The organism is Actinomadura luteofluorescens (assembly GCF_013409365.1).
Taxonomy (GTDB): Bacteria; Actinomycetota; Actinomycetes; order Streptosporangiales; family Streptosporangiaceae; genus Spirillospora; species Spirillospora luteofluorescens.
Window position 1 is genome coordinate 3,555,584 of record NZ_JACCBA010000001.1, and the last position, 26,181, is coordinate 3,581,764.

Consider the following 26,181-nt stretch of genomic DNA (forward strand, 5'->3'; position numbering starts at 1 on the left):
GTGGTGGTCCTGGACCCGTCTCGCCCTGACTGGCCGGCCAGAGGGCGTTCAGGGCCTCCCGGCGACCGCTCCGGTGTCCAGGTCGATGAGGACGCGGGGCGCCCGCGCGCCGGAGAAGTCGAACATCGAGTCCAACGCATTGGCGCGGGTGTCGAAGGAGGCGTCTCCGATACGGCCGGCGCCCCAGTTGTCCTCGATGAAGCGCAGGATCGATGCCTGCTCCAGAGGGCGATGGTCCACGTGGTTCACCCTGGCGTACGGCGAGATCACGATCAGGGGCAGCCGCTGGCTGGGCCCGCAGCGGTCCTGGTAGCCGCCGAGCGCCCTGACCTTCCGGCAAGCCGGCCCGTCCTGCGCGGGGTCGTTCGAACCGTTCGTGATGCGCGGTGGGGCGTGGTCGTACCAGCCGTCGGAGTCGTCGTAGGCGAGTATCACCGCCGTGGAAGCCCATTCGGGCGACTTCTCGATCTCGTTGACGGTGGACGCGACGAACCTCTGCTCGTCCAGGGGATCGGAGTAGCCGGCGTGGCCGTCCTGGGACGCCGGGGCCTTCAGAAAGGAGACGGACGGCATCCGGTGCGCGGCGAGCGCGGCGTGGAAATCGGCCAGGTCGTACTGATGGTTGGCCTGGTCGGTGTGGCCGATCGCAGCCACCCCTGACGGGGGCAGATGCTTCTCGTTCGCCGTCGACTTGTAGTACTGGAACGGCTCGTGGTGCGGGCTGTAGTCGACGACCCGGTTCTTGCCGATATTGGCGTGCGCGGCACCGCAGACCTTGTAGCCGTCCCTCACGCCGGTCGGACGAAACCCGCCCTGGAACCAGCCCCACGTCACGTGCTTCGCGTTCAGAAGGTCACCGATATTGCGACCGGTCATGACGGTGAGATTGCCGTCGGACGCATGGTTGTCGCCGGAGCAGTCGTCGAACGCCGGATCAGGGTCATTGATGACCGTCCCCACGCCCTCCCCGTCCGCAGAGGAGACCACGGACGGATCCGAGACCTTCTCGTGCGTCCTCGGATCGACCGCGTAACCGCCGTGCGTTTGGCCCGAGACGAGATTGAGGGCGCCCGGGGTGGACGGCCCGAACACCGAATCCCAGGAGTTGTCGCTCATCGCATAGTTCTGCGCGTAGTTCCACATGGCGGTGACCGTGTTGCCGTCGAAGTAGTCCATGACGAGGCCGGGTTCACCGAAGAGGGACCGGCCGCTGCACTCACCGCGCTCGGTGAACTCGACGAACTTGTCCATGCGGCCACCGTTGACGGCCTTCTGCTCTGCGGCGTACCCATGGTCCTGGTCACAGGTGAGTGCCTGGGAAGGACCGAGCCGCTTCGGGCCGTACCGGTTGGGGTTCCTCGTCAGCAGTTCTCCGCTCAGGCCGTTGACCTTCGGCGTCCCCGGAGCGGCATGGAACGGTGTGCCGTCGGTGTTGGCGGCCTTCGGATACGTCCCGAAGTAGTGGTCGAAGGAAACGTTCTCCCCGTAGATGACCACGACGTGCTCGATCGGACTGCGGTGCCCTGCCGTGGTGCGCGGGGAAGGAGCGACTTCCCCGCCGCCGCAACCGGCTCCAAGGGCCGCGACCATGCCGACCGCGGCCATGGACGCGCCCAGCACTGAGGGCCTGCACATCTCTCCTCCACCCGAGCGCGTAGACGACCACGACCCACCACCCGGAGCTTCCCGGTCACAGGAGCGCCGAGCTATATGAGCAATGCCCTGCCGAAGAAGCCGGCACCGCCCACGACACCGGGAAGTGTGAAGAAATGGCCTCCACCGAACGAAGAGATGCAGGTGGTCCGTCCCGGCGGGACGGTCGGCGCCCGCCGCGCCGGGCGGATCAGCCGAAGCGGCCGGTGATGTAGTCCTCGGTGGCCTTCTGCTCCGGGTTCGCGAAGATCTTGCTGGTGTCGTCGATCTCGATGAGCTTGCCGGGCTTGCCCGTGCCCGCGATGTTGAAGAACGCGGTGCGGTCGCTGACCCGGGCCGCCTGCTGCATGTTGTGCGTGACGATCACGATCGTGTACTGCGTCTTCAGCTTCTCGATCAGGTCCTCGATCGCGAGGGTGGAGATCGGGTCGAGCGCCGAGCACGGCTCGTCCATCAGCAGCACCTGCGGCTGGACGGCGATCGCCCGCGCGATGCAGAGCCGCTGCTGCTGCCCGCCCGACAGGCCGGCGCCGGGCTTGGCGAGCCGGTCCTTGACCTCGTTCCACAGGTTGGCGCCGCGCAGCGACTCCTCGACGACCTCGTCCAGCCGGCCCTTGCGGCGGACGCCGTTCAGCTTCAGCCCGGCCGCCACGTTGTCGTAGATCGACATGGTGGGGAACGGGTTCGGCCGCTGGAACACCATCCCGACCACGCGCCGCACCGCGACCGGGTCGACGGACGAGTCGTACAGGTCCTCCTCGTCCAGCATGACCTTGCCCTCGACGCGGGCGCCCGGGATGACCTCGTGCATCCGGTTCAGGGTGCGCAGGAACGTGGACTTGCCGCAGCCCGACGGCCCGATGAACGCCGTCACCGAGCGCGGCTCGACCGTCATCGAGATGTCCTCGATGGCGTGGACGCCGCCGTAGTAGGCGTGCAGCCCGGATACCTCGATCCGCTTGGCCATGGGGTCAGGGTTCCTTTCTCTGGATCAGGGGGCTCCGCATATGCGCGGCTGTCGAGGGGGTCAGCGCCCCGCGGGCGCCTTGCGCCGCGCGACGATCCGGGCGGCCAGGTTGAGCAGCATGATGATTCCGATCAGCACGAGCGCCCCCGTCCAGGCCCGGTCGATCGAGTGCTGGTTCGGGTCGGAGGCCTGCTCCCAGATGAACGTGGGCAGCGAGGCCTGCGCGCCGTGGAACGGGTCGTTGTTGATCGCCTTGGTGAAGAAGATCGTGAGCAGCAGCGGCGCGGTCTCGCCCATCACGCGGGCGACGGCGAGCATCACGCCGGTGACGATGCCGGTCATCGCGGTCGGCAGGACGACGAAGCAGACCGTCCGCCAGCGCGGCACCCCGAGCGCGTAGGACGCCTCGCGCAGGTCGTTCGGGACGAGCTTGAGCATCTCCTCGGTCGCCCGCACCACCGTCGGGATCATCAGGATCGTCAGGGCGAGGGACCCGGCGAACCCGGAGAAGTCGAAGCCGAACGTCAGCAGCCACAGCGCCAGCACGAACAGCCCCGCGACGATCGACGGGATGCCGGTCATCACGTCCACGGTGAAGCTGATCACCTTGCCGAGCCGCCCGTTGCCGGCGTACTCCACCAGGTAGACGGCGGTGAGCACGGCGATCGGCACGGCGATCAGGCTGGTGATCAGCACCTGCTCCAGCGTGCCGATGATCGCGTGGTAGGCCCCGCCGCCGGCGTCGCTGCCGCTGACGGCGTTCATCGAGAACTGGAAGAACGTCGGGTCGAGGCGCTCGGCGCCGTTCACGACCACGGTCCACAGCACCGACACCAGCGGGATGAGCGCCAGCGCGAACGCGAGATAGACCAGGCCCTGGACGGCCCGGTCCTTGATCTTCCGCCCGGCGGACAGCGGCGCCAGCCGGGCGCCGGGGTCGGGCTTGCGGGTGGAGACGGCGGTCACACGAACTCCTTCCGGCGCGCGACGACCGCGCGGGCGGCCATGTTCACGAGCAGGGTGATCACGAACAGCACCAGGCCGGAGGCGATGAGGGCCCCGCGGCCGGTGCTGGACGCCTCGGCGAAGCTGTTGGCGATGTTGGAGGCGAACGTGGCGCCGCCGTTCTCCAGCAGGTGGATGTTGATCCCGGGGACGAAGGTGAGGACCATCGCGACCGCGATCGTCTCGCCCATGGCGCGGCCCAGCCCGAGCATGGCGCCGCCGATCATGCCGGAGCGGCCGTAGGGCAGCACCGCCAGCCGGATCGTCTCCCAGCGGGTGGCGCCGAGCGCGAGCGCGGCCTCCACGTTGGCGCGCGGCACCTGCAGGAACACCTCGCGCGAGATCGACGAGATGATCGGCAGGATCATGATCGAGAGCACCACGGAGGCGGTGAAGATCGAGTTCTTGCCGGGAGAGTCCCCGCCGAACAGCGGGATCCAGCCGAGCGCCCCGTTCAGGAACTTGCTGATCCCCTCCATGTGCTGCGACAGGAAGGCCAGGCCCCAGAGCCCGTAGACGATGCTCGGCACCGCCGCGAGCAGGTCCACGACGTAGCCGAGCCCGGAGGCGAGCCGCCGCGGCGAGTAGAACGAGATGAACAGCGCGATGCCGACCGCGACCGGCGTCGCGATGAGCATCGCCAGCAGCGACGACACGACCGTCCCGAACGCGAGCTGCGCGATGCCGAACCTCGGCGGCGCCGCGTTCGGGTTCCATTCCTCGGCGGTCAGGAAGTTCGCCTTGTTGTCCTGCAGCGCCGGGACGGCCTTCCACACGAGGAAGACCGCGATCGCGGCCATGATCAGCAGCACGATGATGCCGGAGCCGCGGGCCGCCGAGACGAAGATCTTGTCTCCGGCCCGTCCGGTGCTCATCCGGCTCGCGGCGGTTCGGCGGTCGACGCCGGCGGCCGCGCCGACACCGGTCTCGCTCGTCACGGGACGTCCTCCTTCGATCATGTCGCCGGAACCCGCGTCGGCCCCCGCCGCCGAAGTGCTCGGCGGCGGGGCTGCGGTTCCCGTCTTCTGCTGTCAGGACAGGGCCTTGACGGACGCCTGGACCTTGGTCAGCACGCTCTGCGGAAGCGGCGCGTAGCCCTTGTCGGTCAGGATCTTCTGGCCGTCCGCGCTGGAGGTGTAGGTGAGGAAGGACTTGACGAACTTGCCCTGCTCGGAGGGCAGCCCCTTCTCGCACGCGATCTCGTAGGTGACCAGGACGATCGGGTAGGCGCCCGGCTCCTTGGTCGCGTAGTCGATCTTCAGCGCCACGTCGTTGCCGGTGCCGACGACCTGCGCCCCGGCGACGGCCTTGGACGCGCTGTCCGGCGACAGCTCGGCGAACTCGCCCGCGCCGTTCTTGACGTGCGCGGTCTGCAGCTTGTTGTTCTCCGCGTACGACATCTCCACGTAGGAGATCGCGCCCGCGGTGCTCTTCACCTGGCTGGTGACGCCGTCGGACTTCGGCGCGCCCTGGCCGGTGGAGTTCGGCCACTTCTTGGCCTTCTCCCACGTCCAGGTCTTCGGCGCGGTGGTGTGCAGGTAGTTCGTGAAGTTCTCCGTGGTGCCGGACTCGTCCGAGCGGTAGATCGGCTTGATCGGCTCGGACGGCAGCTTGGCGCCGTCGTTCTCCTTGGCGATCGCCGGATCGTTCCAGGTCTTGATCTTGCCGGAGAAGATGCTCGCGAGCGTCTCGGGCGAGACCTTGAGGCCGTCCACGCCCTGCACGTTGTAGACGACGGCGATCGGGCCGACGACCATCGGCAGGTTCAGCGCGTTGCTCCCCTGGCAGCGCTTCTGCGCGGCGGTGGCCTCTTCGGGCTTGAGGGACGAGTCGGAGCCGGCGAACGCCACCTGCCCGCTCGTGAACGCCTGGATGCCCGCGCCCGAGCCGCTCGGGTTGTAGTTCAGGTTGGCGCCCGCGCACTTGGACGAGTAGAGCTTCGTCCACTCCTCCATCGCGTTCTTCTGCGCGCTCGACCCGGCAGCGTTGACGCTGGCCTTCGCGCAGTCGATGTCGCCGGACGGCGCAGCGCTGGAGCTCGCCGTCGTGTTGTTGTCGCTCCCGCAGGCGGAGAGGGCCAGCGCCCCCGCTACGACAACACCGCCGAGGGCGGCGAGTCGGGAACCGTTCTTCACCGGAGGGTCTCCTTGAGTTTCGTCGGGCGGGTCCCCCGAGCCGCCCCGGCCCATGTCGACCGGACGACGGGTTCGCCGTCGAATGCGACGCTAGGCAGGCGAGGTGACCAGCCGCCCCGATCCAGGTGAACGGCAAATGAACGCAGACGAGCACAGTTGCGAAGAATGCCCCGATTTGCCGTGGCCGCCGGGTTAACATCGCAGCTCACCAGCCCAAAATCCCGGTCGAGCCGACACCAAGGAGGGTTGGCCGACCGACATCCGGGTAACCACGGGATTCCCCAGCTGACAGGCGCCTTCCGAACGGCGCGACACCCCGACGCCCGCCGCTCACACGACGGTGGGGGCTTATGCGGTGGCGGCGCCGAGGCCTGGGGCTTGTGCGGTGGTGGGGCTTATGCGGTGGTGGTGGCGTACATGACGTCGACGGCGTGGCGGGTGAAGCCCAGGGACTCGTAGAGGCGGACGGCTGCTGCGTTCGACTCGTCCACGTACAGCATGATCTGGTCCATGCCGATGTCGCGCAGGTGGTGGAGGCCCCGCAGGGTGAGCGTGCGGCCGAGTCCGAGGCCCTGCGCGGACGGGTCGACGCCCACGACGTAGACCTCGCCGACGCCGCCGGGGTGCACCTTCGTCCAGTGGAAGCCGGCGAGCCGCCCGTCCCGCTCGGCGAGGAAGAAACCGGCGGGGTCGAACCAGTCCTCGGCCTCGCGCTCGCGGACGTCGTCGATCGTCCAGGCGCCCTGCTCCGGGTGGTCGGCGAACGCGCGGGCGTTCACCTCCAGCCAGGCGGCCTCGTCACGGCCCGGCTCAAAGGCGCGGACCGTCACGCCCTCGGTGACGCGCGTCTCGGGCAGCGGATCGGCCGCAGGGCGCCGCATCTGGAACAGCGCGCGGGCACGTTCCATCCCCTCGGCGGACGCGAGCGCGGCGGCGGCCGGGAGATCACCGTGCGCCCACACCCGCAGCGGCCCGCCGGCCTCGTCCCGCAGGGCGCGCAGCAGCGCACGTCCGTGTCCCCGGCGCCGGTGCTTTGGATGGACGACCAGCTCGCCCGCCGCGGGCTCCTCCGCGGAAGCCGGATCGAAGTGGGCATAGGCGACGACGGCCCCGCCGTCGGTCACCGCGAGCCCGGACCGGCCGCCCCGCAGGGCCAGCAGAGCGTGCTCGGACAGCGGCCCCACCCCGTCGGCCTCGCTCGCGGCCGCGGCCAGATCCAGCGCCCCGGCCACCTCGGCGTCCCCCAGCGTCCCGCGCGCCCGCAGCTCACTCACGGTCCACACCCTATGCCGCCACCACCACCCACCAAGCGAACGCCCACCCGCCCCATGACTGACCACAGCCCCGCCCGCCTTGACCACATCCCCGCCCCTGACCACAGCCCCGCCCCGGATCACGGCCCGCCCAGACCACCGCGCCACCCAGACCACCGCGCCGTCTTGGCCCCGTCCCTGATCACGGTGTTGTCCTGGTCAATTCGTCATGGAAACGTCATCGGGTCGCCGGGTTCCGTATGCCGGGTGACTCTAGCTTCCTCAGAATGATTCGACGACGCACCTTTCTGGCCTGCGCCGCGGCTGGGCTGACGGTCGTGGGCGTGACCGCGCAACCCGCCGCCGCGCGCCCCGCGCCGACCGCGTCCGTGCGGCTCCTCGCGCTGAACGACTTCCACGGCAACCTCGAACCCCCGTCCGGAAGCTCGGGGACGGCCATCGACGAGAACGGCAACGCCGTCCCCGCCGGTGGAGCCGCCTACGCCGCCGCCCACCTCAAGCAGCTGCGCAACCGCGACACCCTCACCGTCGCGCAGGGCGACCTGATCGGCGCCTCGCCGCTGATCTCGGCCGCCTACCACGACGAGCCGTCCGTGCAGTTCCTCGGCGACGTCGGCGTCACGGCGTCGGCGGTCGGCAACCACGAGTTCGACGAGGGCTACCAGGAATTGCAGCGCATCCAGAACGGCGGCTGCCACCCCGTCGACGGCTGCTCCCCCGCGGGCACGTGGCCTGGCGCGAAGTACGACTACCTCGGTGCGAACGTCCTGCTGAAGAAGAACGACCGGCCCGCGATCAAGCCGTGGACGATCCGCCGCGTCAACGGCGTCCGGATCGGCTTCATCGGGCTCGTCACCAAGACCACCCCGAACATCGTCACGGCCGAGGGCATCAAGGACCTGAGGTTCCAGGACGAGGTGGAGGCCGCGAACCGGGCCGCGCGCGAGCTGAAGCGCCGGCACGTCCGCGCGATGGTCGTCCTCGTGCACGAGGGCGACCAGGTCAAGTCGGGCGAGCGGCCGGACGAGTGCGGCGTCGTGCCGGGCGCCGGGACGCGCATCGCCCAGCAGGCCGACCCCGAGATCGACATGGTGCTGTCGGGGCACACCCACCAGCAGTACGTGTGCTCGGTCAAGGACCCGGCGGGCCACGCGCGGCTGTTCTCCTCCGGCTCCTCCTTCGGCCGCGTCATCACCGAGGTGAACCTCAAGGTGGACCGGCGGACCGGCGACATCGTCCGGTCCTCGGTCAACGCCGACAACCACGTCGTGACGCGGGACGTCCCGCCGGACCCGGCGACGCAGACGTTCGTGCAGACCTGGAAGGACCGGGTCTCCGTGATCGCCGACAAGCCCATCGGCAAGATCACCGCTGATCTGACCCGCGCCCCGTCCGCCGCGGGCGAGACCGCGCTCGGCGACGTCATCGCCGACGGCCAGCTCGCCGGGACCAAGGACCTCGGCGCCCAGGTCGCGCTGATGAACCCGGGCGGCGTCCGCACCGATCTCGTCTACAAGGCGAGCGGCTCGGAGGGCGACGGGGTCGTCACCTACGGCGAGGCGTTCGCCGTGCAGCCGTTCAGCAACGTGATGGGCGTGACGTCGCTGACCGGCGCGCAGGTCGACGCGCTCCTGGAGCAGCAGTGGACGACCGCGGGCGAGAAGATCCTCCAGCCGTCGGCGAACCTGCACTTCGCCATCGACCGCGGCCGGCCGGTCGGCGACCGCGTCTCGGCGATCACCATCGACGGGGCTCCGGTCGACCCGTCCGCCGTCTACAAGGTCGCGGCGAACAACTTCCTCCTCGGCGGCGGTGACGGCTTCTCCGTCTTCACCGAGGGCAAGGACCAGGTCCTCGGCGCCATCGACCTGGACGCGTTCGTCACCTACTTCGCCGCCCAGGGGACGATCTCCCCGCCCGCGCTGAACCGCATCTCGGGTAAGTGAGCACGAACTCAGACCAGTGAGTACGGGCGTGGCCCGTGTGCCGGGACGCCTCGGGGCGTCCGGCGCACGGGCCACGCGCATGTCGGCCCGGCGTCGAGATCATGGGGTGGCCCCCGAGATCACGCGCCGAAGAAGTGGACGACGTAGTAGACGACGGCCGCGACCGCCGCGGCGGCGGGCATCGTGAGCACCCACGCGACGAGGATGTTGCCGGCGACGCCCCAGCGGACCGCGGAGAGCCGCTTGGTGGCGCCCGACCCCATGATCGCCGAGGTGATCGTGTGGGTGGTGGAGATTGGAGCGTGCCAGATGAAGGCGGTCGCGTACAGGACGACCGAGGCGGTCGCTTCGGCGGCGAACCCCTTCGGCGGATCGACCTCGATCACCTTGCGGCCCAGCGTGCGCATGATGCGCCAGCCGCCCGCGTAGGTCCCGGCCGACAGCGCGCCCGCACACGCGATGATCACCCACCAGGGCACGGACTTGCCGTCCGAGTGCCCGGTCGTGACCAGCGCGAGGACGATGATGCCCATCGTCTTCTGGGCGTCCTGCAGCCCGTGGCCGAGCGCGAGGGACGCCGCGGACATCGTCTGCGCGATGCGGAACCGGCGGCCGACCCTGCTCGGGTTGGACCGCCGGAAGATCCACAGGATCGCGACCATGACCAGGTAGGCGAGACAGAACCCGACCACCGGGGACAGCACCATCGGCACCGCGACCTTGTCGATGACGCTGGACCAGTTGACCTCCGACAGCGAGGCCAGCCCGGCGCCGACGACCCCGCCGATCAGCGCGTGCGAGGACGACGACGGCAGCCCGAAGTACCAGGTGATCAGGTTCCAGGTGATCGCGCCCAGTACCCCCGCAGCGACGACGGTGAGGCCGTGCAGGCCGGTCGGCGGCGTGATCACCTCGCTGATCGTCTTGGCGACGCCGACGCCGAGCAGGGCACCGATCATGTTCATCGCGGCCGCCATGCCGAGCGCCACCCGCGGGGTGAGCGCCCGGGTCGAGACCGCCGTGGCGATCGCGTTGGCCGCGTCGTGGAACCCGTTGGTGTAGTCGAACACCAGGGCCACCACGACGACGAGGATCAGCACCGCCATCTGCGCGCCCGAGCGGAGCCCGAGCGCGCCCGCGACCATGACCACCAGCACGCCGGCGAGCAGGAGCAGCCAGGCGCGACCGCTCACCCGGCGGGTCGCCTGCTCGCCCAGCGTCTCGGCGGTGGCCGGGGACTCCTTGGTGAGGGTGGCGCCGGGGTCCTCGGCAGCGCTCATGATTCCTTGACCGCGATGGTCTCGACCGTGTTCGCCACGTGCTCGAAGGCGTCGGCGGCGTCCTCCAGCCGGTCGATGATCTGCTTGAGCTTCAGCACGGTCAGGGTGTCGTACTCACCGCTGAACAGCTGGGCCAGCAGCTTGCGGTAGACCTGGTCGCCCTGGTTCTCCAGCCGGTTGATCTCGATCCAGTACTCGTTGAGCTCCTTCATCGACCGCAGCCGGGGCATGGCCTCGGCGGTCAGTTCGGCGGCGCGCTCCAGAACCTCGACCATGTGGACGATGCCCTTGGGGAACTCGTCGATCTTGTAGAGGACGACGAGGTCCGCGGCCTCCTCCATCTCGTCCATGACGTCGTCGATCGTGGAGGCCAGCCGGTAGATGTCCTCACGGTCGAAGGGCGTGATGAACGTTTCGTTCAACCGTCGCATGATCGCATGGGTGTTTTCGTCGCCTGCGTGTTCGCAGGCGCGCATCTTCTCCGCGATCGCCGCCCGGTCGGCGCCGTCGCTGATGAGTTCCACGAGCAGCCTGGCGCCGGTGACCAGGTTGTTCGCCGAGTCGGCGAACATGTCGTAGAAGCTGTCCTCACGCGGCGTGAGACGCAAGCGCACGTCGTTCTCCTGATGTGCCGGAACAGTCCGCTGAGGATCGTAGGCGCAACCAGCCGTAAAAAGAACCTTTGCCCCGGCTTCGGCTGCTGTCCGCCATCCTCTCACCTACAAGGTTGCCCTAGATCAGGAGGTACATACCCCGCGAGAAGCCCCCTATCTGGAGGAACGTCCGCCGTTTCGGGCCGTTCCGGGGGCCTGAGCGCACCGACAGGGGTGATCATGAGTGAGATTCGTTACAGTGCCGCGACCTGGGCGGCGAGCTACGGCGGGGCTGAAATGACGAACCGGGGACGCCCCGAAACGGCGTCCCCGGTAACGGTGCTCAATCTCGTGGCGTCAGCTCACGTCGACCTGCGTCGCCGGACCGCACTCCGAGTACCAAGTCGATCTCGGCGATGGTCAGCGGCCGCTCCGCGTCCGCCACCGCACCGAGCATCTCAGCATAGAGTTCGATCTCATCCAGCGCAACGCGGTCGTGGACGCGCAGATCAAGGTTCTGGCGCACCGCGTCCACCTCCGTTCGTTCCCCACACCCGTCGTCGAGGCTACGCGTCTCGTCGCGACGGGCACATGACCCAAGAGGGCCATTCGAGGGCCACCTCGGCCCTGCCCGTCCGGGGGAGGTCCGCATGCGCCGCCGCACGGCCGCACACACCGGTTTCGGGAGCCGCGCCCCGGACTGGCTAGCCTTCCCAGGTGGTGCCGATCTGATGCCTATGACCCATTGCCCATGGGACGAACGGGCCGGTCACCGCTCCTGCGGGAACCCGGGCCGCAACCCCGGCTGCGTCCCCTGGTGGAAGCCTCCGAGCATCTGCTCCAGCGGCGATTCGGGCAGGTCGCGGACCGTCAGCCGGGCCACGGTCGCGGCGTTGACGTCGGCCCCCGCGAGCCGGGCCGCCTGCCGCGCCACCGTCTGGTCGAACAGCGCGCGGACCGTCCGCGCGTAGGCGAACTGCGGGTCGTCCCGCAGCCGCGAGAACCGGTTGAGCAGCTCGACGCGCAGCTCCTCGTCCAGCATGTAGAGGTCGCGTTCGGCGTAGCTCTGGAAGAGCTGGACCATGTCGCGGTCGCCCATCCCGGTGAACTCCAGGGTCCGCCCGAACTCGGCGCGGAACGCGGGGTTGCCCGCGAGGAAGCCCTCCATCTCCGCCGCCGGGCTGGAGCAGACCACCATGAACCGGGCCCTGCCCTGGCCCTCCGCGCCCCGCTTCATGTGGCGCAGCAGCTCCCCCACCACGGCGGGAGACCGGTCGAGCAGGTACGCCTCCTGGATGAGCAGGACGCCGCCGAGCGCCTGCTCGATCATGCCCGCCACCCGGTTCTCGGTGTCGACCCGGTCGCGTCCCGCCAGGTGGACGGGGCGGCAGGCGACCACGTGGCCGGAGTTCAGCAGCCCGAGCGCCGCGTAGACGCCGCCGACGAGGCCGGCGACGGTCGTCTTGCCGGTGCCGGGCGGCCCCGTGAAGACCAGGTGCCGCGCGCCGTCGCCGGACACCCCGTACCGGGCCCGGTCGGCCGCGAGCCCCGCCTCGTCGACCAGCTCCGCCACGGCCGCCTTGACGTCCTCCAGGCCGGTGAGCTGGTCGAGCCGGTGCAGGTACCCGTCGATGTCGCCCGGCGGGCGCAGCGCCGGCTCGATGCCCTCGGCGACGCCCGCGAGATCGTCCGGGGTCAGCACGAGCCGGTCGTGGGACGCCCCGGCGCGCTCCATGTTCCGCTGGGCCGCCTGGTCCAGGTACGCCTCGACGAGCCGCGCGTTGACCAGGTCGCCCGGTCCGCGCAGCCGCTCCAGGTCGGCGCGGACGACCTCCAGGGCCGCCGCGCCGATCGTGACGCGCCGCTCCTCCGCCAGCAGGTGCAGCAGCGTCATCCGGTTGTCGAGGTCGCCGAAGTCGGGCAGCCGGTGGACGCGGAACGCCTGCACGAGCTTCGGATGGTCCTGCAGCAGCCGCTTGTAGGCGCGCGGCTCGCAGGTCGCGATCACCGGCGTGGTGTTCACCGGGTCGCGGCGGGCGCGGCGCACCGCGCCGACCAGCGCGACCGGATCGGACGCGCCGGCGACGGCCACGTCCAGCCGCTCGAAGAGGATCACCGGGCCCGGCTGGCCGAGCAGCCGCCCGAGCCCCTCCGGCGGGGCGTTGCGGACGTCCTCGGCGTCGTGCGCGCGGATCGACCCGTCGCCGAGCCCCGCGTTGGCCAGCGTCAGCGCGATCATCCGGGCGAGCCGCCGCTGGCCCGAGTGCGGGGCGCCGACCAGCAGCACGCCGGGGACACCGGACCTGATCGAGCTGGGCGCGCCGTCCACGCGGGTGCGCTCGACGTCGTCGCCCGACGGGGCCTTCCACTCCTCGGCCTGCGCCTTCAGGTCGCCGAGGAGCACGGCCGCGTCGTGCTCGCCGTACACGAAACCGAACCCGAACCGCTCCAGCACGCGGCGGGTGCTGCGGTCGCTCGGCGGCGGGATCTCGTGGACGGGCTGGTCGGGCGACGGCGTGTCGTCCAGGAAGTCGAAGCCGCCGACCATCGTGCCGGACATGACCTTCGTCCCCGGCCCGCCGCCGGGAGCGGGGGGCACGGGTCCGGGCGGGGCGTCTTCGAGGTCGCCCGGGCCGAGGATGCGCGTCCCCGGCGGCTGGCCCGGCTGACCCTGCTGGCTCGGCGGGCTTGGCTGACCCGGCTGGTTCTGCTGCGGAGGCCCGCCCTGGCCCTCCACGCGCGTCGCGTACGGGTTGAACGGCTGCTGCTGATGCGGGTCGGGCGCGGGCGGCGCGGGGTTCGCCGGGCCCGGCGGGACGTTCGGCTGGGGCGGCGGAGCGGAACCCGCCGGCTGGTATCCCAGCACCGTGTACGGCGGCACGAAGTTCTCGTCCTGCTCCTCCTCGGGTGGGGAGAAGCCGCCGAGCTCCTGCGGGGGCGCGGGCGTATGGCTCGCCTGGACCGGCTCGGGCGCGGCGGGCTGGACCGGGGGCGAAGGCGGTGGCGACGGCGGGCCCGGCACCGGAGGAGGCGGCGCAGGGCTCTGCATGGGTGCCGGCGGCGCCGGATTCTGCATGGGCGCTGGATTCTGCATGGGCGCAGGCGGCGCGGCACCGGCACCGGGACGCTGGAACCCCAGTTCGGTGTACGGCGGCGCCACGTTGCCGTCGTCCTTGTCGTCCTCGGCGGGCGAGTGGCCGCCCATCACCGGGTCCGGGGACGCGAACCCCGGGGCCGGCGGGGAGGCGAACGCGGCCTGCTGGCCCTGGCCGGGCACGGGCCCCTGGGCATGCCCGGCGGCCGGGCCGGGCGCGTTCTCCCAGCCGGGCTGCGCGGGAGGCTGGACGAACGGGCGGTCGGGCTCGGACGGCGCGAAGTTCGCCCCGGACGCCTCCTGCGGCGACGCGCCGGGGGCGATGCCGGGCTGGCTCGGCATGTTGAACGGGGACGGCTGCGGCGCGGCCGGGTTGGGCGGCGGCGTGGTCGTCGGCGCGGCGGCCGTGGCGCGGGCCCGGTTGCGTCCGATGATCCCGGCGACGACCGCGGTCGGGACGGGGAAGCCGCGCGGGCGGGCGGGCATGCCGCCGAGCCGGCACCACGCCAGGTCGACCTCGTACATGGCGGCCAGCAGCGACTCGGCGCCCGGACCTGATCCGGCGGCCGACCGCAGCGGTTCCGGGAGCCGCATGTCCTGCGGCCACAGCCGCCGCAGCGGATGCCCCTTCTGCTGCGACACCGCCTGCACGGTGTAGCGGATCTCCGGGTCGAGCCAGGGCACGATCGTGCCCACCATGTCCTTGCGGACGACGTCCAGATCGGAGGCGAGCAGCGCGGCGGCCACGAGCCGGGGCTCGATGTAGGCCGGTTCGGCGGGGTCGCCCGACAGGTCGGCTATCAGCTCGCTGAGCGTGTAGAAGGCGTGCCGGAAGTTGTCACCGGGCGAGCTCTCGTTCCGCAGCGCGGGCACCAGGTTGGGCGGGCACCGCGTCAGCCACTGCTGGACGATCGCCTGGTCGCCGTAGGGCAGCGCCCCGTAGTCGACGGTCGGGTTGGACAGGGTCGTGCCGAGGATGGCGAGCAGCGCGTCCGCCCTCACCTGGAACCGGACGTCGTCGCGGAGCGCGCTGGCGACGGCCCACATCGTCCGCAGGACGACCACCGCGGCGTCCACCCGGCTGGCGCGCAGCCGCTCGGCGTAGAGCGCGACCAGCGTCTCCAGGGCGGGCGGGGTGAGCCAGCGCGGACCGTCCACGTCGGGGAGGGGCCTGGCGCGGTAGGGCTTCCACAGGTCGAGCATCTGGGCGTCCAGCCGCGAGTCGAACGCGGGCGCGGCGGAGCACCACAGCATCACGCCCCAGGCGACCGCGACGGTGGACGGCGTCTCGCTCGTGAACTCCCGCCACCAGTGCGGGTAGTCGGGCGCGGCCAGCGTAGCCGCGGACTCGACGGTCGAGCGGACCCGCGAGGTCAGTTCCGTCGCGAACCCGTGCGCGACGAAGGGCAGCCCGGACGGCGGGTCGTAGGAGAAGTCGGGCCCGGCCGGGATGACGTGCGGCGGCAGCGCCGGGATCTGCCCGGCCCCCTGCTGCGCGGGCCTCGCGGCCATCCGGACGGAGGGGATGCGCGGCGGCGGGCACAGGTACCACTGCCCGTCGGACGGGTGCAGCCGGTACCAGCGGGCCCACGCGCCGAACAGCCACCACGTCCCGTCCGGCAGGACGAGCATGCGGCCGGCGATGGCGTGATGGCGCTGCTGCGGAGGCGCCGACGGCCACCACGCGGCGGCCACCATCGCCCTCGTGTCGCGCTCCGCCTCCGTGAACGGATCGTGCCCCGCCTGGGGGCTGGGCGGCGGAGCGCTGCCATAGCCCGGTCCCCACACCACGATGGTCATCGTAGTCAGCAGAATCCGGCCGAGGTTCCCCCCAGCGGCCGTTTCCTCGCGTTTTCGCAGGTCAGAGAATTATGAGAGGGAGGGAAACGGCCGGACCAGGCAAGGGCGAAGCACCGCCCGGGTGTTCAGGCCCACTCGGCGGCGCGGTGCCGTTCGGCCTTCTGCATGTAGACCTCGGGCGTGTACCGCAGGACGGCGCGGTCGTCGTCGGTCAGTTCCCGGACGATCTTGCCGGGGGTGCCCGCGACCAGCACGCCGGACGGGATCTTCTTGCCCGGCGGGACGAGCGCGCCAGCCGCGATGAGCGTTCCGGAGCCGATGCGGGCGCCGTTCAGCACGATGGCGCCGATCCCGATGAGCGAGCCGGTCTCGACGTGGGCGCCGTGCACCATCGCCTTGTGGCCGAGGCTGACCCGGTCCTCCAGGACGGCGGGCATGCCCGGGTCGGAGTGCATGCAGCTGAGGTCCTGGATGTTGCACTCCTCGCCGACGATGATCTCCTCGTCGTCGCCGCGCAGCACCGAGCCGTACCAGACGCTGGACGCGCGGCCCAGCGTCACCCGTCCGACCACGACCGCGCCGGGCGCGACCCACGCCGTGGGGTCGATCTCCGGCCTGTCCTCGCCCAACGCTCCCAGGTAGCTCATGGCGCCGATGGTAGCCGCCCCCGGGTGGAGCGATTTATCCGTAGATTGGATAGTTTGTCGCGCACGTCCGTGTGACGAAACGGCAGCGAGAAGTGCGTTCCGGTTGCGCGAATAGGGTGGACCGGACAAGAGTCGTCCTGACGTTTCCCACCGTGGGCCGCTCACCGGCGGGTGAGGATCGCAACTCAACCGACCCTGACGGGGCGCCGACCCCCGCCAACGACCCCCAAGGCATCATGAGCAACGAAGCCGAAATCCTGCCGAACCTCCTCCAAGAAGAGTCCTTCGAGATCGTCATGCGCGGCTACAACCGCCGCCAGGTCGACGACTACATCGCCCGCGCCCAGCAGAAGCACCGTGAACTAGAGGCGCGGCTCGCCCGCGCACAGGACGAGGTCGAGCGGATCCGCCGCGAGATGGCCGAGGTCCGGGAGGCCCGCAAGCCGACCGGCGACGACCTGAGCGACCGGCTCCGGCAGATCATCAACCTGGCCGAGGACGAGGCCCAGGAGAAGCTGGCCGAGGCCGAGGCCAAGGGCGAGGAGATCCGCAAGGACGCCGAGCACGAGTCGAAGCGGGTCATCGACGAGGCCCGCGCCCACGCCGACCGGAACCTCGCCCAGGCGCAGGAGAAGGCCGACCACGCTCTCGCCGCCGCCAAGAAGGAGTCCGACAGCGTCCTGTCGTCCGCCAAGCAGGAGGCCGAGCAGACGGTGACCAGCGCCCGGCTGGAGGCCGAGCGCACCCTCACCGCGTCCGAGCGCCGCGCCAGTGTGATCAACGAGGGCGCGACCCAGCGGCTCACCGCGCTCACCAAGAACCACACCCAGGCCCTCCAGCGCCTCACCGAGATCAGCGACACGCTGCACCGGCTGCTGACCGCCGAGAACGAGGCCGGCCCGCTGGAGAAGATGGTCGAGGACGCCGTCCGGCAGAGCCCCGCTCCCCGCGCCCAGGCCAAGCAGGCCCCGCAGGCGCAGCCCGCGCCCGCGACGGGGGCCAAGCCGGCCCCGGCCCCCGCCAAGCCCGCCCCGGCCAAGCCCGCCGCCCCCGCCGCTCCGGCGCAGGCGAGCCCGGCCCAGGCAGGCCCTGCCCAGGCAAGCCCGGCGCAGGCGAAGCCGGCACAGGCGAGCCCCGCACAGCCGAAGCCCGCGCAGGCGAGCCCCGCGCCGGCGGCCCCGCCGCAGGCGAGCCCCGCGCCGGCGGCCCCGCCGCAGGCGAGCCCGCCGCAGACGGCGCCGCCGGTCAAGAAGCCCGAGCCGTCCCCGGCCTCCGACGCCCCCGCGCCGCAGGTCCCGCCACAGGCCAAGCCCGCCCGCCCGGACGAGGACTCCGGCGGCCCCGCGACCACCCCCATCCCGCCGCAGCAGCGCGGCCCCATCGAGTTGTAGGCGGCACGCCGCCGCGGGCGGTGCGCCCGGCCCTGAGCAGGCCGGGCGCACCGCCCGCGGCGTTTACGGGGATCTGGCGTTATATAGGATCTTGTTCGTGAGCACACGGACCCATCCGCGCGGAACCGCCCGCCCGGTGAGGCTTCTCGGGGACCCGGTCCTGCGCACCGAGTGCGACCCGGTCCGGACGTTCGACGCGTCCCTGGAGCGCCTCGTCGACGACATGTTCGCCACCATGTACGAGGAGGACGGCGCCGGCCTCGCGGGCAACCAGATCGGCGTCGCCCTGCAGATCTTCGTCTACGACGTCGAGGACGACCGGGGCCGCCGCCACGTCGGCCACGTCGTCAACCCGACGCTCGTCGCCGCCGACGGCGAGCGGGTGGTCGAGTCGGAGGGCTGCCTGTCGGTCCCCGGCCTGCGCTTCGACACCCCCCGCCACCATCACGCCGTCGTCGAGGGCGTGGACGTGAAGGGCAGGCCCGTCCGCGTCGAGGGCACCGGCTACTTCGCCCGCTGCCTCCAGCACGAATGCGGGCACCTGGCGGGCCGGGTCTACATCGACGTGCTGTCGGGGGACGCCCGCCGCGAGGCGATGCGGGCGATCCGCGCGATCCGCGAGTAGTCGCCCGGCGAGGACGGCCCGAGCGCGGTCCGGCGGGAACCGCCTGCTCCGGCGCGGGCGCTCAACCTGTTCTCGGCCCGCATTCAGGGGACGTTCAGGTTGGGATGGCAACCTCTGCGATGATGTGGAGGGGGACTGTGCCAGTGGTCGAACGTACGGCGAACGGCGGCAGGGCGGCGGAGGCGACGCTGCTCGTCGTCGAGGACGAGCCCAACATCCTGGAGCTTCTCGCCGGAAGCCTGCGCTTCACCGGCTTCGACGTGATCACCGCCACCAACGGCGCGGACGCGGTCCGGTCGGCGCGGCGGCACCGTCCCGACCTGATCGTGCTAGACGTGATGCTGCCCGACATCGACGGGTTCGACGTCGCGCGGCGGCTGCGGTCCGGCGGCGACCACACCCCGGTGCTGTTCCTGACCGCGCGGGACGCCGTCCAGGACCGGATCAAGGGGCTGACGATCGGCGGCGACGACTACGTCACCAAGCCGTTCAGCCTGGAGGAGGTCATCGCCCGCATCCGGGCGGTGCTGCGGCGGTTCCGCGGCGGCCTGACCGAGCCGCCGCCGCGCATGGTGTTCGCCGACATCGAGCTGGACGAGGACAGCCACGAGGTGTGGCGCGGCGGCAGGCCCGTCCAGCTGTCGCCGACCGAGTTCAAGCTGCTGCGCTACTTCATGGCCAACGCGGGGCGGGTCGTGTCCAAGGCGCAGATCCTCGACCACGTGTGGAACTACGACTTCCGCGGCGACGCGGGCATCGTCGAGTCGTACGTGTCCGCGCTGCGCCGCAAGGTCGACAACACCGAGCCGCGGCTGATCCACACGCTGCGCGGCGTCGGCTACGTGCTGCGCGAGCCGTCGAGAACGGGCTGATGGCGACGCGGGCCCCGGCGGCCGCCGCGGCTCCCGCGGCGCGGGGCGCCGGCGGCGCGGCGCCCGCGGGCGGACTCGCGCGGCTGTGGGCCCGCACGTCGCTGCGCGTCAAGATGATCGCCGGGATGCTCGTCCTGGTCACGCTCGGCATGCTGGTGATGAGCGCGGCGGGCGCGTCCGTGCTGCGCCAGTACCTCGTCGGGCGGGCCGACGACCAGCTGCGCGGTTCGGTCGGGCGGGCGATCGACCAGGTCGTCCCGCAGCTGCAGAGCGGGCAGACGCGGATCACGGTGCGGATACCGAGCGAGATGTACGGGCAGGTCCGCACCACCGACGGCCGCTCCCTCGGGCAGAACCCGGCGTGGAGCGAGTCCGGCCACCCGCGGCTGCCGGCCGACCTGAACAAGCACGTCGACCGGCCGTTCACCGTGACCGGGACCGGCGGGTCGACGTGGCGGATCCTCGCCGAGCCGATCCCGGGCGGCGCGGTGATCGTGCTCGCGTTCAGCCTGGAGGAGATCGACCGGACCGTGCAGCGGCTGGTGGTGATCGACGCGATCGTCGGGCTGGCGGTGCTGGCGGTGCTGGCGGTGGTCGGCGTGGGCGTGGTGCGGGCCAGCCTGCGGCCGCTGGCGGCGGTGGAGGAGACGGCGGGCGCGATCGCGGCGGGCGACCTGTCCCGGCGCGTCCCGGAGGCTGACCCGGGGACGGAGATGGGCCGGCTCGGGCGGTCGCTGAACACGATGCTCGGGCAGATCGAGGCGGCGTTCGGGGCGCGCGCGGAGTCGGAGGCGGCCGCACGGCGCTCTGAGGAGACGGCGCTGCGCTCGGAGGAGCGGATGCGGCGGTTCGTGGCGGACGCCAGCCACGAGCTGCGCACCCCGCTGACCGCGATCCGCGGGTTCGCCGAGTTCTACCGGCAGGGCGCCGCCCGCTCCCCCGCGGAGCTGGACCGGCTGATCGGCCGGATCGAGGAGACCGCGTCCCGGATGGGCCTGCTGGTGGAGGACCTGCTGCTGCTCGCCCGGCTGGACCGCCAGCGCCCGATCGAGCGGCGCCCGGTGGACCTGCTCGCCGTCGCCGCCGACTCTGTCCAGGAGGCGAGAGTCCTGGCACCTGAGCGCACGATCGACCTCACCGTCGAGGGAGGGCTGGCGTACCAGGTGCGGGGGGACGAGCCGCGCCTGCGGCAGGTGCTCGGCAACCTGCTCGCCAACGCGATCACGCACACCCCGGAGGGCACGCCGGTCGAGGTGCGGCTGTCGCCGGGCACCCTGCGGGACGAGCCGGCCGCGGTCGTCGCGGTCGCCGACCAGGGGCCCGGGCTGGCTCCCGACCAGGTGGAGCGGGTCTTCGAGCGCTTCTACCGCTCCGACGAGGGCCGCTCCCGCGACGACGGCGGCGCCGGTCTCGGCCTCGCCATCGTCGCCGCGCTCGTCGCCGCCCACGAGGGCGTCGTCCGGGCCGACTCCACGCCCGGCGAGGGCGCGACGTTCTCGGTCGTCCTGCCCCTGGCGGAAGACTAGAGGCGGCATTCAGCGAACGTTCAGGATCGTGGGTTCCAATGGATCCACAGGGCGCGCCCCGGTCTCGACGGGGAGCGGGAGGCCGCGCCCTGGCCAGCTTCGGAACGGCCGGTCCGCGCGGCCGAAGGGACGCCCCTTCGGCCGCTTTTTTATGACATGTAGGCGTTCAGCACACTTTCAGGTTGGCTCCAGGCGGCCTGCAGACCCGGGGCGCACTCTTCATGGTGAGAGAGCGACAGGGGGATCCGATGAACGCCGACCGGCCGCAGCAGCAGCCTTGGGAGCCCAGCAGACCCGGAGAGCCGAGCCACCACGAACAGCCCGGCCGACCCGAACAGCCCGGCGGACACGCACAGCCCGGCGGACACGCACAGCCCGGCGGACGCGCACGGCCCGGGGAGCCTGACAGGCCCGGCTTCGAGCCTTACCCGCGGTGGACGGGGAACGTCCCGCCGCCCCAGCAGCCGGCGCCGCCGTCCCCGTCGGGGATGTTCGGCGGCCCGGGGCCGTCCGGCCCCGGCACGGCCGGTGCGGGCCCGTTCGGCACGACGCGGCGCAAGCTCGCCGCGGTGGGCGCCGCGATGGCACTGGCCCTGGGGGCGGGCGGCGCCGGCGCGGGCGTGGTGCTGGCGCTCACCCACGAGAGCACCGTCTACGCGAGCCCGACGGCCGTCTCGGGGGTCAGCTCCAAGAGCACGACCGCGCAGGTCGCCGCCGCCGTCCAGCCGAGCGTGGTGTCGATCCAGGCGCAGACGGCGTCCGGCACGGAGGGCGGCTCGGGCGTGGTCCTGCGCTCGGACGGGATGATCCTCACCAACGCGCACGTGGTGTCGGGCGCCCAGCAGGTCGCGGTGAGGTTCAGCGACGGCAGGACCGCGCCGGCGCAGGTCCTCGGCGCCGACAAGGCGGAGGACATCGCCGTGGTCAAGGCGCAGGGGGTGTCGGGCCTCAAGCCCGCGACGCTCGGCGCGAGCCGCAGCGTCTCGGTCGGGGACGAGGTCCTGGCCGTGGGCAGCCCGCTCGGGCTGGACGGCTCGGTGACGTCCGGCATCGTCAGCGCCCTGGGCCGCGAGATCCAGGAGGGCGGCGACCAGCAGCAGCAGCTCCCGCCGGGGCTCCAGGGGCGGCTGTCGCGGCAGCAGCAGACCGTGATCAAGAACGCGATCCAGACCGACGCCGCCATCAACCCCGGCAACTCCGGCGGCGCGCTGGTGAACGCCGCGGGCCAGGTGATCGGCGTCAACACCGCGATCGCCACGTCCGGGAGCAGCTCGGGGAACATCGGGGTCGGCTTCGCCATCCCCGTCGACTCCGCCAAGAAGGCCGCCGACGCGATCATCGCCGGCGCATCGGTCTGACCCGGGACGCCGTCCGGCCAGGGCTCTGGGGGGAGCGGGCGGCGGACGGCGATCCGGGCCGGTAGGTCCTCCCGGCCGGGCCGGGCGGGGGGACCGAGCAAGGGAGAGCGGCCGCGTGACCTGCCTGTGAGTCACGCGGCCGCTCAACCCCGTCCTACCGGCCCCGCACCCGCACCGCCGGGCGGCGCTTCAGCTTGGCCAGCATGCGCCGCGTCGTGAGCAGGTAGTACTCGCGCGGCAGCGTGCGGACCCGCAGCGGGAGGCGCGGATACACGAGCGCGATCACCCCGACCAGCAGCCGGAACCGGCGCTCCCGCCGCGCGTCCCACGTCCACCCGTACTGCTCGCGGATCGGCGCGGGCATCAGCCCCGCGGTGAGCAGCCGGATCGCCGCCAGTCCGGGCGCGTGCAGCGGCCCGCCCGGCAGCCTCGGGTCGAGCACCTGCTCGGCGATGGCCCGCGACGCGTCGGTGATCTCCAAGCTCCGCAGCATGTCCGCGTAGTACTCGCGGAACCGCGGATAGGTCTCCGGCATCCGCGCCTCCGGGCAGCCGAGGATCGTCGCGTAGACCTTCGTCTGCCGGTAGAACTCCTCCAGCTCCGCGTCGGTGAACGTCCGCCTGAAGACCAGCTGGTAGAACTGCACCGCCACCGCGAACAGCGTGGACGCGACCCACACCTGCAACTCCGGGTCGTTCGCCTCGTAGTCGGGGCCCGTGACGGCCGCGTGCCCCCTGGTGACCAGGGCGCTGAAGGTCTCGGCCTCCTCCCGCGTCCCGAACTGCACCGCGTAGAGCCACCCCATCGTGTTCCGCAGCCTGCGCAGCGGGTCGGCCGCGGTGTAGCTGTGGTCGTAGACGCCCTGCGCGACCTTGGGATGCGCGGTCTGGAGCAGCGACGCGGCCCCGCCCGCGGCGATCAGCACGCCCTCCCGCGTGATGACGCGGATGAGGTCGCCGTCCTGGAAGAGTCCTCGTTCATCGGCAAGCACGGTCATGGCGCCCAGTGTAAGTAAGTACTTTCAGTTGTCGCCAGTGGGACGCACGGGAGCGACGGGGCCGATATTGAACTGACCGGACCGATCCTTCCCTGCGACAATGGGGGGCATGCCCGCCCAGATCCACGTCCGTGGCTCGGTCTCCATCCCGGAGTCCGAGCTCGGCTGGCGCTTCTCCCGCTCGTCGGGGCCGGGCGGGCAGCACGTCAACACCAGCGCCACCGCCGCCGAACTCTCCTTCGACGTCGCGAACTCGCCGTCCCTCCCCGAGCCGCTGCGCGCCCGCGCCCTGGAGCGCCTGTCCGGCCGCCTGGTCCGCGGCGTCCTGACGATCCGCGCCGAGGAGTACCGCTCCCAGCAGCGCAACCGGGACGCCGCCCGCACCCGCCTGGCGACCCTCCTGGCCGAGGCGACGGCCCCTCCCCCGAAGAAGCGCATCCCCAAGAAGGTCCCCCGCGGCATCAACGAGCGGCGGCTGGAGAACAAGAAGCGCCGCAGCAGCGTGAAGCGCCAGCGCGGCGCCCGCTGGGACTGACCCCCGGCGTCCCGGGGACCGCCCTAAAATGATCTTCATGTCTTCCGGGCTCGTCCTCATCGACCTCATGCCGCGCATCGTGGCGCTGCCGCTCGCCCCCCACTCCGGAGAGGACGTGCTCGACCGCTGCCGCGCGCTCGCGGGCGCGTTCCGCGCGCAGGGGCGGCCGGTCGTGCTCGTGCGCGTCGAGCGTCCGAACATCGCCGAGCAGCCGGCGGGCAGCGAGCTGGCGCCCGGACTCGAGGAGCCCGGCGACGTCGTCGTCGTGAAGCGGACGATCGGCGCGTTCCACGAAACCGACCTCGACGAACGCCTGCGGGAGCGGGGAGTGCGGACGCTCGTCTTCGGCGGGCTCGTCACCAGCATGGGCGTGGAGTCGACCGCGCGGGTCGCGAGCGACCACGGCTACGACCTGGAGTTCGTCGCGGACGCGATGTCCGACCGCACCGCCGAGGAACACGACTTCGCCGTACGGCGCACCTTCCCAAGGTTCGGCACCGTCAAGAACACCACCGCCTACCTCTGACCCCCACAACCCGGCGCAAGTCATGGCGCGGCGCGAGGTAGAGCGCGGCGCAGACCACGGCGCGGCGCCGCGGTGCTTGGGGGGAGCACCGCGGCGCGCGGGGTCGGTCAGACCCGTTCCCAGAGGGCGGGGACGTTGGGCGGGGTCCAGCCGGGCTGGGCGGTGTGGGCCTGGAGGCAGCGGTAGCTCGCGCCGTCGTAGGTCACCACGTCGCCGGCGTTGTAGGCGGTGCCCGCGGCCCAGCTGCCGCTCGGGTCGCCCGGGTCACCGGGGCCGGGGTCGCCGGGGCCCGGGTCGCTGACGCGGCTGCCGACGTTGACGCCGGCCCACGCGTTCGCGGTCGCGGCGTACTCGGCGCTGGACTGCCCGTACAGCTTCGACGCGGCCGCGAGGGTGGAGCGGCGGGCGTCGGCGTAGTTGGTGGTCGGGCGCATCTCCTCGGTGAGCGCCTTGTACCAGATCGCCGCGGCCTTCTCCCGGCCGATGCCGGTGACGGGCTTGCCGTCGGAGGTCGGCGAGTTGTACGTGGTGCCGTTGATCACCTTCGTGCCGCTGCCCTCCGACAGCAGGTAGAAGAAGTGGTTCGCGATGCCCGAGGAGTAGTGGACGTCCACGTTCCCGGCGTTCGGCGACCAGCTGTCCAGCGAGGAGCCGTCCTTGCTGGGACGGTCCATGTACCGCAGCGGCGCGCCGTCGCCGCGAAGGTTGATCTTCTCGCCGATGAGGTAGTCGCCGACGTCGCTGGAGTTGTTCGCCCAGAACTCCATGGCGCTGGCCATGATGTCCGACGTCGCCTCGTTCAGGCCGCCGGACTCGCCCTGGTAGACCAGGCCGGCCGTGTTGGACGTGACGCCGTGCGTCATCTCGTGGCCCGCGACGTCCAGCTCGGTCAGGGGCTTGCTGTTGCCCTGGCCGTCGCCGTAGGTCATGCAGAAGCAGCTGTCGTCCCAGAACGCGTTGACGTAGCTGGTGCCGTAGTGGACGCGTGAGTACGCGCCGACGCCGTCGCCGCGGATCCCCGACCGGCCGAAGACGGTCTTGTAGAAGTCCCAGGTCTCCCCGGCGCCGTAGGCGGCGTCGACCGCGGCGGTCTGGCTGTTGCTCGCCGTGCCGTCGCCCCAGGTGTCGTCGGCGTCGGAGAACAGCGTGCCTCGGCCCGAGGTGGCGCGGTTCAGGTTGGTCGTGTCGTGGTTGCCGCGGCCGGTGTCGCGCAGGACGTAGCTGCCGCCGGACGAGCTGGTGCCCAACTGGACCGTGCCGGAGTACTGGCTCCTGCCGGTGCCGGTCTGCACGCCCTGCCACTCGGTGATCCTCTTGCCGGAGACGGCGTCGGTGAGGACGTGCAGCCGGTTGGGCGTGCCGTCCTTCTGCGTCCCGCCGACCACGGTCTCCCAGGCGAGGACGGGCTCGCCATCTTCGCCCACCCACACGACCTTGCGCGGGGCGACGCTGCCCTCGGCCTTCGGCGTGTTCGGCTTGGTTGGCACCAGGGTCTTCGGCGCGGTCTCCACCTGGAGCGGCTTGGTGAGCGCCTGGGAGACCCGCTCGATCGATCCGGACTTGGACCGGTGCACGATGAGGTCGCCGCCGAGGACGGGCAGTCCGTCGTAGGTGCTCTCGTAGTGCGTGTGGGTGGTGCCGTCCTGGTCCTTGACGACGGTCTTCACCTTCAGGCCGACCTTCTCGCCGAGCTTCAGCTCGGTCCTGGTCGCGTCCTGCCGCGCCTTGGCCTGGCCTACGAGCGTCCTGTACTCCTGCGCGCTCACCTTCGCCGGCATCTGGCCGGGGTGGCCCTTCGGCGCCGGCGGGGGTGCGGCCGACGCCGGGCCCATCGGCAGGCTCAGCACCGCCATGGCCGCGACGGTGACCAGGGTGGTGCTCAGGGCGACGCGCCTGTGGGCGCGTCCGGGGGTCGTGGATCTCACGGGGGTACTCCTTGTCTGCCGGCCGTCCCGGG

At 71.7% G+C, this 26,181-nt stretch carries 21 protein-coding genes; 7 read left to right on the forward strand and 14 right to left on the reverse strand.

Annotated elements, in window-relative coordinates; translation table 11 throughout:
- Positions 1-48 precede the first annotated feature (48 nt).
- From BJY14_RS16415 to mshD, 6 genes are all read right to left on the reverse strand, one after another.
- Complete coding sequence (locus BJY14_RS16415; protein WP_179844408.1) at positions 49-1,635, reverse strand: phospholipase C; 1,587 nt, start codon at positions 1,633-1,635, stop codon at positions 49-51.
- Positions 1,636-1,843: 208 nt separating this feature from the next.
- Positions 1,844-2,620 (reverse strand): phosphate ABC transporter ATP-binding protein PstB, encoded by a 777-nt coding sequence (pstB, locus tag BJY14_RS16420; protein ID WP_179832263.1) that lies wholly within the window; start codon positions 2,618-2,620, stop codon positions 1,844-1,846.
- A gap of 60 nt (positions 2,621-2,680) precedes the next feature.
- Positions 2,681-3,586 (reverse strand): phosphate ABC transporter permease PstA, encoded by a 906-nt coding sequence (pstA, locus tag BJY14_RS16425; protein WP_312879258.1) that lies wholly within the window; start codon positions 3,584-3,586, stop codon positions 2,681-2,683.
- On the reverse strand, positions 3,583-4,563 hold the full coding sequence (gene pstC, locus BJY14_RS16430; protein WP_258940754.1) for a phosphate ABC transporter permease subunit PstC: 981 nt from the start codon (positions 4,561-4,563) through the stop codon (positions 3,583-3,585). The genes pstA and pstC overlap by 4 nt, the downstream gene beginning before the upstream one ends.
- A 93-nt stretch (positions 4,564-4,656) precedes the next feature.
- Positions 4,657-5,760 carry a phosphate ABC transporter substrate-binding protein PstS gene (pstS, locus tag BJY14_RS16435; protein WP_179844410.1) on the reverse strand — a complete coding sequence of 368 codons (1,104 nt, stop codon included), beginning with the start codon at positions 5,758-5,760 and terminating at the stop codon, positions 4,657-4,659.
- A 395-nt stretch (positions 5,761-6,155) separates the two neighbouring features.
- The gene (gene mshD, locus BJY14_RS16440) at positions 6,156-7,034 is read right to left on the reverse strand and encodes a mycothiol synthase (RefSeq protein WP_376770005.1); all 879 of its coding nucleotides are present in this window, start codon (positions 7,032-7,034) and stop codon (positions 6,156-6,158) included.
- Positions 7,035-7,357: 323 nt separating this feature from the next.
- On the opposite strand from mshD, the gene BJY14_RS16445 reads away from it, so the two are divergent.
- A complete protein-coding gene (locus BJY14_RS16445) occupies positions 7,358-8,980 on the forward strand; it encodes a bifunctional metallophosphatase/5'-nucleotidase (RefSeq protein WP_312879259.1) in 1,623 nt (540 codons plus the stop codon).
- Between the two features lie 119 nt (positions 8,981-9,099).
- On the opposite strand, the gene BJY14_RS16450 is transcribed toward BJY14_RS16445, so the two are convergent.
- The 6 genes from BJY14_RS16450 to BJY14_RS47705 form a co-directional block, all read right to left on the reverse strand.
- Positions 9,100-10,260, reverse strand: coding sequence for an inorganic phosphate transporter (locus BJY14_RS16450; RefSeq protein ID WP_446678446.1), 1,161 nt, complete (start codon positions 10,258-10,260; stop codon positions 9,100-9,102).
- Positions 10,257-10,874 carry a DUF47 domain-containing protein gene (locus BJY14_RS16455; RefSeq protein WP_179844413.1) on the reverse strand — a complete coding sequence of 206 codons (618 nt, stop codon included), beginning with the start codon at positions 10,872-10,874 and terminating at the stop codon, positions 10,257-10,259. The genes BJY14_RS16450 and BJY14_RS16455 overlap by 4 nt, the downstream gene beginning before the upstream one ends.
- A 322-nt stretch (positions 10,875-11,196) precedes the next feature.
- The gene (locus tag BJY14_RS16460) at positions 11,197-11,388 is read right to left on the reverse strand and encodes a hypothetical protein (RefSeq protein ID WP_218907727.1); all 192 of its coding nucleotides are present in this window, start codon (positions 11,386-11,388) and stop codon (positions 11,197-11,199) included.
- Between the two features lie 234 nt (positions 11,389-11,622).
- Positions 11,623-15,747, reverse strand: coding sequence for an AAA family ATPase (locus BJY14_RS16465; RefSeq protein WP_179844414.1), 4,125 nt, complete (start codon positions 15,745-15,747; stop codon positions 11,623-11,625).
- Positions 15,748-15,872: 125 nt separating this feature from the next.
- Positions 15,873-16,394: a gamma carbonic anhydrase family protein gene (locus BJY14_RS16470; protein ID WP_179844415.1), complete on the reverse strand. Its 522-nt coding sequence runs from the start codon at positions 16,392-16,394 to the stop codon at positions 15,873-15,875.
- Positions 16,395-16,756: 362 nt separating this feature from the next.
- Positions 16,757-17,836: a pentapeptide repeat-containing protein gene (locus BJY14_RS47705; protein WP_376770045.1), complete on the reverse strand. Its 1,080-nt coding sequence runs from the start codon at positions 17,834-17,836 to the stop codon at positions 16,757-16,759.
- A gap of 46 nt (positions 17,837-17,882) precedes the next feature.
- On the opposite strand from BJY14_RS47705, the gene def reads away from it, so the two are divergent.
- From def to BJY14_RS16495, 4 genes are all read left to right on the forward strand, one after another.
- Positions 17,883-18,410, forward strand: a complete 528-nt coding sequence (def, locus tag BJY14_RS16480) for a peptide deformylase (protein WP_312879260.1) — start codon at positions 17,883-17,885, stop codon at positions 18,408-18,410.
- Between the two features lie 143 nt (positions 18,411-18,553).
- Positions 18,554-19,282 (forward strand): response regulator transcription factor, encoded by a 729-nt coding sequence (locus BJY14_RS16485; protein WP_258940761.1) that lies wholly within the window; start codon positions 18,554-18,556, stop codon positions 19,280-19,282.
- Positions 19,282-20,808: a sensor histidine kinase gene (locus tag BJY14_RS16490; protein WP_179844419.1), complete on the forward strand. Its 1,527-nt coding sequence runs from the start codon at positions 19,282-19,284 to the stop codon at positions 20,806-20,808. The genes BJY14_RS16485 and BJY14_RS16490 overlap by 1 nt, the downstream gene beginning before the upstream one ends.
- A 488-nt stretch (positions 20,809-21,296) precedes the next feature.
- Positions 21,297-22,166 carry a S1C family serine protease gene (locus BJY14_RS16495; protein WP_179844420.1) on the forward strand — a complete coding sequence of 290 codons (870 nt, stop codon included), beginning with the start codon at positions 21,297-21,299 and terminating at the stop codon, positions 22,164-22,166.
- Between the two features lie 154 nt (positions 22,167-22,320).
- On the opposite strand, the gene BJY14_RS16500 is transcribed toward BJY14_RS16495, so the two are convergent.
- Positions 22,321-23,163 carry an oxygenase MpaB family protein gene (locus BJY14_RS16500; RefSeq protein WP_179844421.1) on the reverse strand — a complete coding sequence of 281 codons (843 nt, stop codon included), beginning with the start codon at positions 23,161-23,163 and terminating at the stop codon, positions 22,321-22,323.
- A gap of 109 nt (positions 23,164-23,272) precedes the next feature.
- Between BJY14_RS16500 and arfB the strand changes: the two genes are divergently transcribed.
- Both arfB and BJY14_RS16510 read left to right on the forward strand, forming a co-directional pair.
- Positions 23,273-23,698, forward strand: a complete 426-nt coding sequence (arfB, locus tag BJY14_RS16505; RefSeq protein ID WP_179844422.1) for an alternative ribosome rescue aminoacyl-tRNA hydrolase ArfB — start codon at positions 23,273-23,275, stop codon at positions 23,696-23,698.
- 37 nt (positions 23,699-23,735) lie between these two features.
- On the forward strand, positions 23,736-24,224 hold the full coding sequence (locus BJY14_RS16510) for an isochorismatase family protein (protein WP_179844423.1): 489 nt from the start codon (positions 23,736-23,738) through the stop codon (positions 24,222-24,224).
- A gap of 107 nt (positions 24,225-24,331) precedes the next feature.
- Here the strand turns inward: BJY14_RS16510 and BJY14_RS16515 are convergent, their stop codons facing one another.
- Entirely contained in the window at positions 24,332-26,149 is a 1,818-nt protein-coding gene (locus BJY14_RS16515) for a M4 family metallopeptidase (RefSeq protein ID WP_218905421.1), read from the reverse strand.
- Positions 26,150-26,181: the final 32 nt, after the last annotated feature.